We start from the raw sequence: 14,180 nt of genomic DNA, 5'->3' as shown, positions 1-14,180 counted from the left end.
GATGACGCGCTTATTTCCCCTGCTGGCGGCCTGCATGGTGTCCGGCGCCCTCGCCCAACCCGTCTACAAGTGCACGCAGGACGGCAAGACGGTTTACGCGGACCGGCCTTGCGCCGCCGGCCGATCGGTCGAGCTGCCGCCACCGGCCGGCATACGGCCCGAAGGCGCGGAGACGGTCGCCACGCGCGACGCGCGCACGCTCGTCGAACTGGAAAAGCTGCGCATCGCACGCGAGAAGGAACAGCAGCGCGTCGACAAGGCCGACGCGCGCACGGCCCGCGCCGCCGCCGCGCGCCGCAAGCAGTGCGAACGCCTGCACCTGCGCAAGCGCTGGGCCGACGAAGACGCCGCGCGGCTGGCGGGCCGCGCCCGCATCGCGGCGCAGCGCAGGTCGACGCGGGCGCGGGAAGCGCTGGCGGTGGAATGTCCGGCGTGAGCCAGCTGTCGCGCTGGCTGCTGTTCGGCGAATGGCGCGCGCACCCGATGCGCGCCGTGCTGGCCGTCGTCGCCATCGCCGTCGGCGTCGCGATGGGTTTCGCCATCCACCTGATCAACGCGGCCGCCTTCAACGAATTCAACGCGGCCGTGCAAAGCCTGTCCGGCCAGGCCGACATCCAGGTGGCGGGACGCGAAGCCCTGTTCGACGAAGGCATCTATCCGCGCCTGGCCACGCATGCGGGCGTCGCCATCGCGTCGCCCGTGCTGGAAGTGGACGCGGCCCGCGCGGACGGACAGGGTTCGCTGAAGATCGTCGGCCTCGACGCCTTCCGCGCCGGCTACATCGCGCCCGACCTGATGGGCGTGCCGGATGCGTCCCACCCGTACGACGTCCTCGCCGACGATGCCGTGTTTCTCTCCCCGGCGGCGCAGGCCTGGCTCGGCAAGGCGCGCGGCGACGTCGTCGCCGTACGCGCCGGCACGCGCGACCTCCACTTGCGCGTGGCGGGTCCGATCTTGCGTGCGCGCAGCGGGCAGCGGCTCGGCGTGATGGACATCGGCGCGCTGCAGTGGCGGTTTCAGCTCACGGGCAAACTGTCGCGCGTCGACCTGAAGCTGCGCGACGGCGTCGACCGCGCCACGTTCGAACGCGCGCTGGCGGCGGAGCTGGACCGCGACTATCCCGGCCGCTTCACGGTCGGCCGGCCCGGCGACGCCAACCAGGAAAGCCGCAGCAATAACCTGAGCCGCGCCTACCGCGTGAACCTCACGGTGCTGGCGCTCGTCGCGCTGTTCACCGGCGCCTTCCTCGTGTTTTCCACGCAGGCGCTGTCGGTGCTGCGCCGGCGCGGCCAGTTCGCGCTGCTGCGCGTGCTCGGCCTCCCGCGGCGCGCCCTGCTGCGGCAAGTGCTGCTGGAAGGTGGGACGCTCGGCGTGCTCGGCGCCCTGCTCGGCATCGCCGCAGGCTACGGCCTCGCGGCGGCCGCGTTGGCGCTGTTCGGCGGCGACCTCGGCGCCGGCTACTTCCCCGGCGTGAAGCCGCACGTGCAATTCGCGCCCGGCGCCGCCATCGTCTACTTCGGCCTGGGCCTCGGCGTCGCGCTGCTCGGCTGCGCGGCACCGGCCCTGGAAGCGGCGCGCGCCCGGCCCGCCATCGCGCTCAAATCGGGCAACGACGAGACGGCACTGGAGCGCCTGAACCGTATCTGGCCCGCGCTTGTCTGCCTGCTGCTGGCCGCCGCGTGCGCGTTCGCGCCGCCCGTGTTCGGGCTGCCGCTGTTCGGCTATTTCGCCGTCGCGCTGCTGCTGGTGGGCGGCATCGGCCTGATGCCGCGGCTCGCCGCCTCCGCGTTCCGCCTGCTGGACCACCTGTTGCTGCGGCGCGAAAACCATTCTCCCGTGCTGGCGCTGACACTGGCGCGCCTCGCGAACGCGCCCGGCCAGGCATCGATCGCGCTGGGCGGCGTGCTGGCGAGCTTCAGCCTGATGGTCGCGATGGGCATCATGGTCGCCAGCTTCCGCGTCTCCGTCGACGACTGGATACTGCACATCCTGCCCGCCGACCTGTACGTGCGCAGCAGCGCCGGCGGCAACACGGGCGGCTTCGGGCCGCAGGAACAGGCCGCGATGGCCGCCGTGCCGGGTGTCGCGCGCAGCGCTTTCCTGCGCACGCGGCCCTTGTCTCTCGATCCGGCGCGCCCGAACATCGTGCTCGTCGCGCGCGACATCGACGCCGGCGATCCGGGCCGCCTGCTTGCCCTCGTCGGCGACGCGGCGCCGGTGCCTGCCGGCCGCCGCCCCGTGTGGATCTCGGAAGCGATGACGGACCTGTACCGATTGAAAGTCGGCCAGACATTGACCCTGCCGCTGGGCGGCCGCCCGCAACCGTTCTTCATCGCCGGCGTGTGGCGCGACTACGCCAACCAGACCGGTTCCGCCGTCGTGCGCCTGGCCGACTACCGCGCACTGACGGGCGACACGACGGTCACGGACGCGGCGCTGTGGGCCGCACCCGGCGCGGACGTCGCGCACATCGAGGGCGCGTTGCGGCGGCTGCCGTTCGGCGCCGCGCTGCAGATGGCGCGCCCCGGCGACATCCGCGCCATGAGCCTGAGAATCTTCGACCGCAGCTTCGCCGTGACCTATCTGCTGGAAGCGATCGCGATCGCCATCGGCCTCTCCGACGTGGCGGCCACGTTCTCCGCGCAGACCCTGGCGCGCGCGAAGGAATTCGGCATGCTGCGCCACGTCGGCGTCACGCGCGGGCAGGTGCTGGGCATCCTCGCGGTCGAAGGCGGCGCGCTCACGGCGCTGGGCGTCCTGACCGGGTTCGTGCTGGGCCTCGTCATCAGCCTGATTCTCGTCTACGTCGTCAACCCGCAATCGTTCCACTGGACGATGCAGCTGCACCTGCCGTGGCCTTTGCTGGGCGGCGTCGCGGCCGTGCTGGTGGCGGCATCCGTCGCGACGGCGCTCGTGTCGGGCCGCTACGCGCTGTCCGGCGGGCCGGTGCGCGCCGTGCGGGAGGACTGGTGATGTCGTTCGTTCGCATGCTGCTCCTGTGGCTCGCCGCCGCGTGCGTCCATGCCGCGCCGCCCGTCTTCGCGACGGTCGCCCCCAGCCGCGCCTTGACGTTCCCGGCCGACTATGGCGCCCATCCGGACTACCGTACGGAATGGTGGTACGCGACCGGCTGGCTGAACACGCCGGACGGCAAGCCACTCGGCTTCCAGGTCACGTTCTTCCGCAGCCGCACGGAGACGGATCCCGCCAACCCGAGCGCGTTCGCGCCCAAGCAGCTGATCATCGGCCACGCCGCGCTGTCCGACCCGGCCCTGGGACACCTCGTGCACGACCAGAGAAGCGCACGCGCCGGCTTCGGCCTCGCCTATGCGTATACCGGCACGACGGACGTCAAGCTGGACGACTGGAGCATGCGCCGCGACCCCGACGGCCGCTACCGGGTCGTCGTGCGCGCCGGCGAGCTGTCGTTCACCTTGCGTCTCGCGCCCACGCAACCCATGCTGCTGCAGGGCGAGTCCGGTTATTCGCAAAAGGGCCCGCAGGCCGGCCACGCCAGTTATTACTACAGCGAGCCGCACCTCCAGGTGGACGGCGAGATCGTACGTGGGGGCCGCAAGCAGGCCGTGACGGGCACCGCGTGGCTCGACCACGAATGGTCCAGCCAGGTGCTGGACGTGAACGCCGCCGGCTGGGACTGGACCGGCATCAACCTGGATGACGGCGGCGCCCTGATGGCCTTCCGGATCCGCGCCAGGGATGGGAGTACACTGTGGGCCCACGCGACCTGGCGCGACGGCGCCGGCCGTGTGACGCAGTACGGCCCGGACCAGGTGCGCTTCGCGCCGCAACGGACCTGGACCTCGCCCCGCACGAACGCCGCCTACCCGGTCGCGACGCTGTTGACGACGGGCGCGACCGCATGGCGCATCGAGCCTTTGCAGCCGGACCAGGAACTCGATTCGCGCCGGTCGACCGGGGCCGTGTACTGGGAAGGCGCCGTCACCGTGCAGCGCGACGGCCGGCCCGCCGGGCGCGGCTATCTCGAACTGACGGGCTATGTATCCGCCATGAAGCTATGAACACGCAAGCATCCGCACCACCACGAATAACGAAGAACGACATGAGCAACGGTTCCACCACCGACACATACGCTACCGCACCCGCCCCCGCAACGCGCAAGGGCACCCTCGTCGCCTTGAAAGGCCTGCTGCCCTTCCTGCGCCCGTACCGCCGCCAGTTCCTGTTCGCCGGCATCGCCCTGCTCGTCGCGGCCGGCGCCACGCTCGCGATCCCGTACGCCTTCAAGCAGATGATCGACCACGGCTTCGGCGCCAAAGGCGGCATGGCCAGCGCCGCGAGCGTCAATAACACCTTCCTCGCGCTGTTCGGCGTGGCCGCGGTGCTCGCGGTCGCGACGGCCGCGCGCTATTACACGGTGTCGTGGCTGGGCGAGCGTGTGACGGCGGACATCCGCAGCGCCGTCTACCGCCACGTCGTGGAACAGAGTCCGGAGTTCTTCGAGACGACGCGCACCGGCGAAGTGCTGTCGCGCCTGACGACGGACACGACCCTGATCCAGACCGTCGTCGGCACCAGCATCTCGCTCGCGCTGCGCAACACGCTGCTGTTCGCGGGCGGCCTCGTGATGCTGTTCGTGACGAGCGCGAAGCTCACGTCCATCATCCTCGGCCTGCTGGTGCTGGTCGTCGTGCCGATCGTGCTGTTCGGTCGGCGCGTACGCAAGCTGTCGCGCGATTCGCAGGACCGCATCGCCGACGCGTCGGCCCTGGCCGGCGAGATCCTCAACGCCATGCCGACGGTGCAGGCGTTCACGTACGAACGGATCGAGGCGCAGCGCTTCGGCACATCTGTCGAGGGCGCGTTCACGACCGCGATGCGGCGCATCCGCGCCCGCGCCATCCTCACGATGCTCGCGATCGCGCTCGTGTTCGGCGCGATCGTGTTCGTGCTGTGGCTGGGCGCGCACGCCGTGCTGGAAGGCAGCATGACCGGCGGCGACCTCGGTCAGTTCATCCTGTACGCGTCCATCGTCTCCGGCGCGATCGGCGCGCTGTCGGAAGTGATGGGCGAGGCCCAGCGCGCGGCCGGCGCCGCCGAACGCCTGCTGGAATTGCTGGCCGTCAGGTCAAGCATCCGCAGTCCGTCCCACCCGACGCCGCTGCCCGCGCGCACGGCCGGCGGCGCCGCGCTCTCCCTGGCGCAGCTGCAGTTCTCGTATCCGTCGCGCCCGGAGACCGCTGCGCTGGACCACGTGAGCCTGGACGTCAAGCCCGGCGAGACCGTGGCCGTCGTCGGCCCGTCCGGCGCCGGCAAGACGACCCTGTTCCAGCTGCTGCTGCGCTTCTACGACCCGCAGTCGGGCGCGATCCGGCTCGACGGCATCGACATCCGCGACCTCGACCTGCACGTGCTGCGCGGCGCGATCGGCATCGTCCCGCAGGACACCGTGATCTTCTCGGCCAACGCGCTGGAAAACATCCGCTACGGCCGGGCCGACGCGACCGATGAGGAAGTGATCGCGGCGGCGAAGCTGGCCGCCGCCCACGAATTCATCGAGCGCCTGCCGCAAGGCTATCAATCGTACCTGGGCGAGCGCGGCGTGCGCCTGTCGGGCGGACAGCGCCAGCGCATCGCGATCGCGCGCGCCCTGCTCAAGAATCCGCCGCTGCTCCTGCTGGACGAGGCGACCAGCGCGCTGGACGCGGAATCGGAGCGCCTGGTGCAACGCGCACTGGAAGCGGCGATGGAGGGCCGTACGACGCTGATCATCGCGCACCGCCTGGCCACCGTGCAGCGGGCCGACCGCATCATCGTGATGGAGGACGGGCGCATCGTGGAGACGGGCACGCACGCGTCGCTCGTGGCCCTGGGTGGCATCTACGCCAACCTGGCGGCTTTACAGTTCCATAACGTGCACGTCGAGCATTGAGTTGGCGGCCAGATAAGCCGGCGGCGGTTCAGTCACAAATCGTGCCCGAACGGCAAGCATTTGTTGCATGAACGCGTCGAAAAGGGACATGCTTTTGTTGCCATGAGGATAGCTGGCGTACCATGGAGCAACGCCAGCCTCCACGGATCCGCCATGAACACACAATCGTTCCGCGTCGCCAACTGGACCGTCGGGTCCAAGATCACGGCATTCACGTTCGCTCTCGTCAGCGCCATTCTCGCCGGTCTCGTGTTCACCATCACCTGGACCACGTCGTCGATGCTGCATGCGCGCGCCATCTCCAACGTCGAGTCGGAATTGCAGAGCGTCGTCAACGCGGTCGAGATGTTCGACAAGGTGATGAAGAGCCAGGCCATGAGCTTCGGCCGCATCTTCGCCACCCAGTTCGAGGGCGAATTCACGCTCGACACGAGCGCCATGGTCGCCGTCGGCGACAAGCAGGTGCCGACGTTGAAAATCGCCGGCAAGCCCCTGAACCTCGACTTCACGCCGCCCGACCGCTTCACGCGCCAGACGGGCGGCAATGCGACGATCTTCGCCGCCAGTGGCGACGACTTCGTCCGCGTCAGCACCTCGGTCAAGAAGGAAAACGGCGACCGCGCCGTGGGCACGATCCTCGACCACGCCAGCCCCGCGTATGCCGCCGTCCGCGACGGCAAGCCTTATATCGGCATCGTCAAGCTGTTCGGCAAGCAGTTCATCACCGACTACGAACCGATCCGCGACGCATCCGGCAAGGTGATCGGCATCCTCTACATCGGCCTCGACGTCGAGGGCAATATCGGCGCCCTGCGCGAGCGCATCAAGAAGATGAAGGTCGGCGAGACGGGCTATTACTTCGTGCTGGACGCGAACCAGGGCAAGACCTACGGCGACCTGATCGTCCACCCGGTCAAGGAAGGCAAGAACATCCTGGGCAGCCGCGACGCCGGCGGCCGCGAATTCATCAAGGAGATGCTCGAGACGCAGCACGGCCTGATGACGTATCCGTGGCAGAACGCCGAAGCCGGCGAGAAGGCGCCGCGCATGAAGGTCGCCGCCTATACGCTGTTCAAGGACTGGAACTGGCTGATCGCCGGCGGCACGTACGAAGACGAGATCACCAAGGAAGCGGCCAGCCTGCGCAACCGCTACATCGTCATCGGCCTCGTCGCGCTGGCGATCTTCGCCGCCATCCTGCACACCGTCATGAAGCGCACCGTCACCCGGCCGCTCGTGCGGGCGCGCGACGCCGCCGTCCGCATCGCCGAGGGCGACCTGACCGTGCGCATGCCCGTCGACCGCAACGACGAGATCGGCCTGCTGGCCGAGGCCATGAACAATATCAGCAGCAGCCTCTCGAACGTGGTGGGCCAGGTGCGGAACGGCGCCGAGCAGATCGCGGGCGCGTCCGGCGAGATCTCGAGCGGCAACCTGGACCTGTGCTCGCGCACCGAACAGCAGGCCGCCAACCTCGCGTCGACCGTGAATTCGATGCAGGACCTGACCGAGACCGTGCGCCGCAACGCGGGCGACGCGCAAGAAGCGAACCAGCTGGCCTTGAACACGTCGCTGGTCGCGCAGGAAGGCGGCCGCATGGTGCGCGAAGTGATCGCGACGATGGACACGATCAAGGCGTCGTCCGGCAAGATCGGCGACATCATCGGCGTCATCGACGGCATCGCCTTCCAGACCAACATCCTCGCGCTGAACGCGGCCGTCGAGGCGGCCCGTGCGGGCGAACAAGGCCGCGGCTTCGCCGTCGTCGCGACCGAGGTGCGCAACCTTGCACAGCGCAGCGCGGCCGCCGCGAAGGAGATCAAGGGCCTGATCGTCGCGTCGACGGCCGAAGTGGATGCCGGCAGCCGCATCGTGCAGGACGCGGGCGTGACGATGAACGACGTGCTGGCCAGCGCCGAAAAGGTCACCGCGATCATGGCCCGCATCAGCACCGCGAACGCGGCGCAGAGCGCCGGCATCGAGCATATCAACCGCTCGATCGGCGAGATGGACCAGGTCACCCAGCAGAACGCCGCCCTCGTCGAGGAAGCCAGCGCCGCCGCCCAGGCCATGCAGGAACAGGCCGACCAGCTGGCGCGTTCCGTCCGATTGTTCAAGCTGGACCAACAGCTGGCCGACGCACGGCCGGCGCTTGCGCAATATTGATCCGTCATCCCCGCGCAGGCGGGGATCCATACTGAGCCGAACAGGACACTCGGAACGGGTTCCCGCCTGCGCGCGAACGACGGCTTGCTGGGCACCCTTCCTCCTCCGCCTGCTTCGGTGTAGAGTAGCTCGACCCCGCACTGGAGCTACCCTTGACCGACACCGAACTGCTCGCCCGCTGCACCACCGTCCTCCCCGGCCACCGCGCCCGCACGCCGGCGGAAATGTTCGCCGCGATGTCCGCGTGGTGCGACGCCAACGGCATCGCCCACGACACATACGGCGACGGCGCCCTGATCCAGGGTTTCGAGCGGCGCGTGGCCGAACTGCTCGGTTTCGAAGCGGCCGTGTTCTGCATCAGCGGTACGCTCGCACAGGTGACCGCGCTGCGCCTCGCGGCCGACGCCCGCGGCCGCGCCCCGGTCGCACTGCATCCGACCGCGCACATCTTCGTCCACGAACGTTCGAACTACCAGCTGCTGGGGCATTTCGACGCGCTGCGCGTCGGCGACCCGTATCGTCCGTGGTCGGCCGCCGACATCGTGAACGTCCCCGACCGCCTGTCCGCCGTCGCGCTGGAGATTCCCATGCGCGAGATCGGCGGCCAGCTGCCTTCCTGGGACGACCTGCGGACCATCAAGGCGCACTGCCGCGCGGACGGCATCCACCTGCACATGGACGGCGCGCGCCTGTGGGAAGCGGCGGCCGGTTATGGCCGCTCCGTGGCCGAGATCGCGGCCGGCTTCGACACCGTCTACACCTCCCTGTACAAGGGCATCGGCGGCCTCGGTGGCGCGATGCTGGCCGGCAGCCACGAATTCGTCGCGCAGGCCGCCGAATGGTTCAAGCGCCAGGGCGGCAACGTGATCCACCGCTCGCCTTACGTGGTCGCGGCCGCAATGCAGTTCGAACAGCGCCTTGCCGCCATGCCCGCCTGTTTCGAGCGCACGCGGTTCCTGTTCGACGTCCTGCGCGACCACCCGGTGCTGCGCGTGAACCCGGCCGAACCGCAGGCGAACATGCTGCACCTCCACCTGCCCGTCGGCCGCGAGCGCGCACTGGAAATCCGCCGCGAACTGGCGCGCGACCACGGCATCTGGCCATTCAACCGCGTCAACCACGGCATGCTGCCGGAGACCTCGTTCTTCGAGATCTACGTCGGCGACAATCTGCTGGACACGCCGGACGGCCGCGTGCGCGAAGCCGTCGCGCTGCTGGCGGCGGCGGTGGAGCGCGGCATCGGTTAAAATGCGCGGGTTTTCAACCTTTCAATGCGAGCCACACCGATGCGTCCATATCTCGACCTGATGCGCCATGTGCTGGACCATGGCACGGTCAAAACCGACCGCACCGGCACCGGCACCCGCTCCGTGTTCGGCCACCAGATGCGCTTCGACCTGCAGCAGGGCTTCCCGCTGGTGACCACGAAGAAGCTGCACCTGAAGTCGATCATCCATGAACTGATCTGGTTCCTGGCCGGCTCCACGAACATCGCATACCTCAAGGACAACGGCGTCTCGATCTGGGACGAGTGGGCCGACGCGAACGGTGACCTCGGTCCGATCTACGGTTACCAGTGGCGCAGCTGGCCGACGCCATCCGGCGAGCACATCGACCAGATCACGCAAGTCATGGACCAGATCAAGAACAACCCGGACTCACGCCGCATGATCGTCTCGGCGTGGAACGTCGCCGACATCCCGAAGATGAAGCTGCCGCCGTGCCATGCGCTGTTCCAGTTCTACGTCGCGGACGGCAAGCTCTCGTGCCAGCTGTACCAGCGCAGCGCCGACATCTTCCTCGGCGTCCCGTTCCTTTGCCACATGCCCCGACTGTACCCATAGATAAAACCATTTATAATCAAGTACTTACGCACCCTCCATCTATAGGTACAGTACCTATACTAGCGTCAGAATTTGTGTTACGCTATACAACGTTCGAGTTCGGATAATCCGGATGAATCTGGGCGCCCCGCCGGCATAGCGAGGCAGGCATCTCAACAAGCCATGAAAGACCACATACGATGGACAAGCAATACCTTAGCCTGCTGCGTGACGTACTTGACAACGGGGTCCATAAAGGCGATCGAACGGGCACCGGCACCCTGTCGGTCTTCGGTCGCATGTATCGACACGATCTGAGCGACGGCTTTCCGTTGCTCACGACCAAGAAACTTCATATTAAGTCCATCCTGCACGAACTCCTGTGGTTCCTACGGGGCGATACAAACATCAAGTACCTAAACGATAATGGCGTTTCAATCTGGAATGAGTGGGCAACTCCGGAAGGCGAACTCGGTCCAGTCTACGGTGCACAATGGCGGTTTTGGAAAGGCCCGAACGGAGAAACCTACGACCAGATTGCAGCCTTGATCGATGGCATAAAAAAGCGCCCTGACAGTCGGCGTCATATTATCAATGCTTGGAATGTCGCATATTTGCCTGACGAGTCAAAAGCACCTGAACTCAATGCGCTTGAAGGCAAAATGGCTTTGCCGCCCTGCCACATCATGTATCAGTTCTACGTTGCTAACGGGCGCCTTTCGACGCATCTAACGCAACGCTCAGGTGATTTGTACTTGGGCATCCCGTTCAACTGTACGAGCGTATCATTCCTTACTCATATGATTGCACAACAGTGCGACCTTGAAGTGGGAGAAATTATCCATTCGATCGGAGATTTGCATCTCTATTCCAATCACTTAGAGCAGGCACGCCTACAACTTACCCGCGAGCCACGACCATTGCCAAAACTAGTAATCAAGCGCAAGCCAGCCTCAATTTTCGATTACAAGTTCGAGGATTTCGAAGTTATAAATTACGACCCGCATCCGCACATTCCTGCTCCGATCGCTAAGTGATTCGCATCTGAATTCGACTTCGCAGGAACTTAGCGAAACGTCGACGCACAAGTAAAGTTTGAATGGGCTCGCTATAATGCGTTGACTCAGGCCGATTGTTCTCGCTGGGCAATATTACTGATTCGTTAGCGGCGACACTGGAATGAAACCTGCAGACCCTGACCTGACCCACCCTTACTTAGTCGTGCAGACGAAGGTACGAGACAAACCTGTTTCGCATGAATATTCTTCGTTTGCGAACCGACTCGGGCCCAACTTCGTTGAGAAGATTTGCGCCCTGGCCAAGCACGAGTTCGCCATGGCGCAGTCAAAGGGCTACACGACCGAGTATTGCGTAGAGGCGTATGTTTCACATCTGCAGTTAGTCTTCACCACCATAGAGTCTGTTCTGAATAAAAAGAACATTGCCACTGCCAACGCTATGGAGATAGCCGACTGGAACGAATTCACCACTCGGTTAATTAGCCGTATCGAAAGCGACCAAAAAAAATCCGACGTAAGAAAAAAACAGCTCAAGAGTCGCTACCTTGGAACGCTAACACGATATGCTAAGGCGGGCTTGATCCCCATGCGTTTTGATCCAAAGGTTCTGTCGAAAGATGGGCCGTACCATGTTTTGCAGACTACCCCTTGGAAGGGGGGAAATGCGGTCACGTACGACTACACCGATATCGCAGACATAATCGGAAGGGATTTTTTGGAATCCGCTTGTACTCTTGTAAAGAATTTGCGACAAACGGCAGGCGTAGAAGAAAGAACTTGGCTCGCCAATTATGCTAGTCGCTTTGATCATTTTATCCGAAGCCTCTATGCTTTTTTTGTCGAAGAAGGCTATGTGTCGGCTCAAGCGCTCAGTGAAGAAGACTGGCGGCAATTTGTGGAGCGACTAGGGAATCTAATTCTTGCGGATCAAGTTTCGGATCGGACAGGAGACTTACTCTCGCCGAAGACGAAGGATCGACATCGTCTATGTACGAACAATCTGATGGCGCATATGGCAGTTGCAGGCTTACTCCCGAAGAAATTCGAAATAGTTTCTCCCAAGGGACGAAAGCGAGCTGCCTCAGGAACCGCAAACGTCACCCGGAAAGCCGATCCCGATGAAGGAGCGGAGGCGGTGCCCTTATCTCCTTTCGCTTTTTTGATTGAAAAACACAAAAGGAAAATGCCGTATGACTACAGGACATTCCAACCTCTAGCTCGATATTTTTACTAAGGGCAATACCTATACTCTATAGGTTTTATGGGGCCGGCTCAGAAACGCAAGCGAAAGACTACCACCACGTCTTCACCTCGCTTCTGCTCTTCCTTGAGCAACATAAACAGAGCGGCTTCGAAGCGGAATTTTTCTCAACTCTTGCAACACATGAATACGCAAGTCTAGATTCCACGCGGTGGGAAAAGATGCTTTATGAGTGGCGGGACCACCTTATTAATTCTAGCCCGGCGAAGCACGTACTAGACATCACAAAGCACATGAAGATACAGGCAATGAATCGGCTATGGGCTGCACTTGCCGATAGCCTACTGGTGCCTGCCGTGAAACTAAAGGGAATAAAAGGCGCAAAGTCGACATTAAAAACGAAGAATCGACCCTCGCTCGCGCAACTCAGCTCCGCGAAAACTGCACTGTTAGACGAAAGCGCCATAGAACTACATGCCGCAACACATAAGATCAGCCAATATTTCGACGAGAGCGATAAGGAAGAAGCGCGTGAATTCATCAATGCTCTTTGCGCAAATTTACCTCCCGCCAAAGTACGAGCGTTAACTTTAGACGCCTTGGTTGTGGAGATTGCGCGGCTTAACGCAAACCGCCTGGAGGCGATTCGTCGTTGCGCAGAGAAAGACTTTCTTCATTGGTTCGAACATTGGAATAAGGGACAGCATGCACTGGCGAATGCGTCACATTCGCCAGAAGAAATGGTAGATTTGCTGGACCGACCGGAGCGATCAGTTTCAGAGCGCAGTCGCAATAGGACGAGGCTCATATCAGGCAAGACGGATTGCCATTTAGGCAACGCTCTGAATCTCTTAATCGGAGCACTAGGCGGCAATGCCAATGGTATCAGTGGCCGATACCATCATATTAAACGACAGTGGGGTGGCAACGAAGCCCTACATGCATATCTTCATCCTCATAAGCGAGCAACGGTCGCGTTGTGGACCATCATTCTCATAGATACGGGAGCGAACTGTGAGGTGGTGCGTGAGATGCCGCTTGCGTGTCTTCGAAAATCGGAAGATCCCAACCACATGATCGTGTCTTTCGGATTGAAAGCGCGGGCCGGATATAAGCGCATTAATGACTGTCTTCCGATTCAACCTCAGCCTGGCCACGAGCTCTCGGCCGTACAGGCTATTCAGCATTACGAAATCATGTCTTCCCGCAACCGCAAGATTGCGAATGGGGAAGTAGCAGAGCTACTATTCCTTGACACACGCCAGAACGATATTATTGGGATTACAGAATTTCGGGCTCGGGACGATTTTAAAGAATTCCTACAAGATCATGCTGAGCTAAGAGATCTTCCTATACGCCCATCGTTCATAAGACCATCGTATTTGCTAAAGGTGCAGCATGAAGATCCAGCAGTAAGTACAGAGTCCGCTCAGGCGATTGCGGACCACGTGTTATCTTCAACAACAGGTAATAACTACACGCATCGAACGCATACGAAGCTCGTTTATGTTCAGAAAGTACGCGAATTCACCCGACTATTTCAATCTGTAATTATTGCTTCGATCGAAGGTGCCGCGGAGAAACTTGGTATTTCCCCAGAGGAGGCGGAAGCGCTATTTTCAGACGCTGCGAGATCAGGCCTCGGGATAGCATGTTTGAATCCAAAGGCGGGTGTCCAACCTGGCACACGTAGAGGAGAGAGTTGCACGAGACTCGACGCGTGCCCAAACTGCGAAATGCGCTACCTTGTTGGGACTGTAGATAACATAACCGATTTGATCCTTTTCGAGGAATATCTGAAGTCCCAGGAAGCCGAGGCTACGAAAGCGCATCCAGAAGCCTGGGAGACACGGTGGCTTCCGTGGCTTGCATTGGCAGAAGTAGCGCTTGCTAAGTTCGCACTAGGCGACACTGCGTCTGCATTTTTACAGGCGACAGAAAAGGCAAACGCTCGTCGTCCTACTTATAGACCATTCAAGTTATTCTAGCCATGGTGCATGCACAGTTGGTTCAATCAAGAGCGGTTGACAGCACTATACCGCCTATTCTCCACAGCGATA

Annotated in this window: 9 protein-coding genes and 1 pseudogene; all 10 read left to right on the top strand. The window is 63.0% G+C overall.

Annotation, left to right across the window (positions count from 1 at the left end; translation table 11 throughout):
• Nucleotide 1 precedes the first annotated feature (1 nt).
• The 10 genes and pseudogenes from BVG12_RS02830 to BVG12_RS33770 all read left to right on the top strand — a co-directional run bounded on the left by BVG12_RS02830 (nt 2) and on the right by BVG12_RS33770 (nt 14,108).
• Nucleotides 2–436, top strand: a complete 435-nt coding sequence (locus BVG12_RS02830; protein WP_075791097.1) for a DUF4124 domain-containing protein — start codon at nt 2–4, stop codon at nt 434–436.
• Nucleotides 424–2,973, top strand: a complete 2,550-nt coding sequence (locus BVG12_RS02825; RefSeq protein WP_075791096.1) for an ABC transporter permease — start codon at nt 424–426, stop codon at nt 2,971–2,973. Before BVG12_RS02830 ends, BVG12_RS02825 begins: the two co-directional genes overlap by 13 nt.
• On the top strand, nt 2,973–4,040 hold the full coding sequence (locus BVG12_RS02820) for a lipocalin-like domain-containing protein (protein WP_075791095.1): 1,068 nt from the start codon (nt 2,973–2,975) through the stop codon (nt 4,038–4,040). The genes BVG12_RS02825 and BVG12_RS02820 overlap by 1 nt, the downstream gene beginning before the upstream one ends.
• A gap of 41 nt (nt 4,041–4,081) precedes the next feature.
• Complete coding sequence (locus BVG12_RS02815) at nt 4,082–5,911, top strand: ABC transporter transmembrane domain-containing protein (protein ID WP_075791094.1); 1,830 nt, start codon at nt 4,082–4,084, stop codon at nt 5,909–5,911.
• Nucleotides 5,912–6,064: 153 nt separating this feature from the next.
• Nucleotides 6,065–8,077: a methyl-accepting chemotaxis protein gene (locus BVG12_RS02810; protein WP_075791093.1), complete on the top strand. Its 2,013-nt coding sequence runs from the start codon at nt 6,065–6,067 to the stop codon at nt 8,075–8,077.
• 152 nt (nt 8,078–8,229) lie between these two features.
• Nucleotides 8,230–9,324, top strand: a complete 1,095-nt coding sequence (locus tag BVG12_RS02805) for a threonine aldolase family protein (RefSeq protein ID WP_075791092.1) — start codon at nt 8,230–8,232, stop codon at nt 9,322–9,324.
• A gap of 39 nt (nt 9,325–9,363) precedes the next feature.
• Nucleotides 9,364–9,891: pseudogene (locus BVG12_RS02800) on the top strand (thymidylate synthase); the annotation flags it as partial.
• 209 nt (nt 9,892–10,100) lie between these two features.
• Nucleotides 10,101–10,937 carry a thymidylate synthase gene (locus tag BVG12_RS02795; protein WP_075791091.1) on the top strand — a complete coding sequence of 279 codons (837 nt, stop codon included), beginning with the start codon at nt 10,101–10,103 and terminating at the stop codon, nt 10,935–10,937.
• A 142-nt stretch (nt 10,938–11,079) separates the two neighbouring features.
• The gene (locus BVG12_RS33775; protein WP_156895511.1) at nt 11,080–12,153 is read left to right on the top strand and encodes a hypothetical protein; all 1,074 of its coding nucleotides are present in this window, start codon (nt 11,080–11,082) and stop codon (nt 12,151–12,153) included.
• A 260-nt stretch (nt 12,154–12,413) separates the two neighbouring features.
• A complete protein-coding gene (locus BVG12_RS33770) occupies nt 12,414–14,108 on the top strand; it encodes a hypothetical protein (protein ID WP_156895510.1) in 1,695 nt (564 codons plus the stop codon).
• The last annotated feature ends 72 nt before the right edge of the window (nt 14,109–14,180 follow it).

It is taken from the genome of Massilia putida (assembly GCF_001941825.1).
GTDB classification, from domain to species: Bacteria; Pseudomonadota; Gammaproteobacteria; order Burkholderiales; family Burkholderiaceae_D; genus Telluria; species Telluria putida.
Note: the sequence above shows the minus strand (reverse complement) of the source record. Positions and strands in the feature narration are given on the sequence as shown.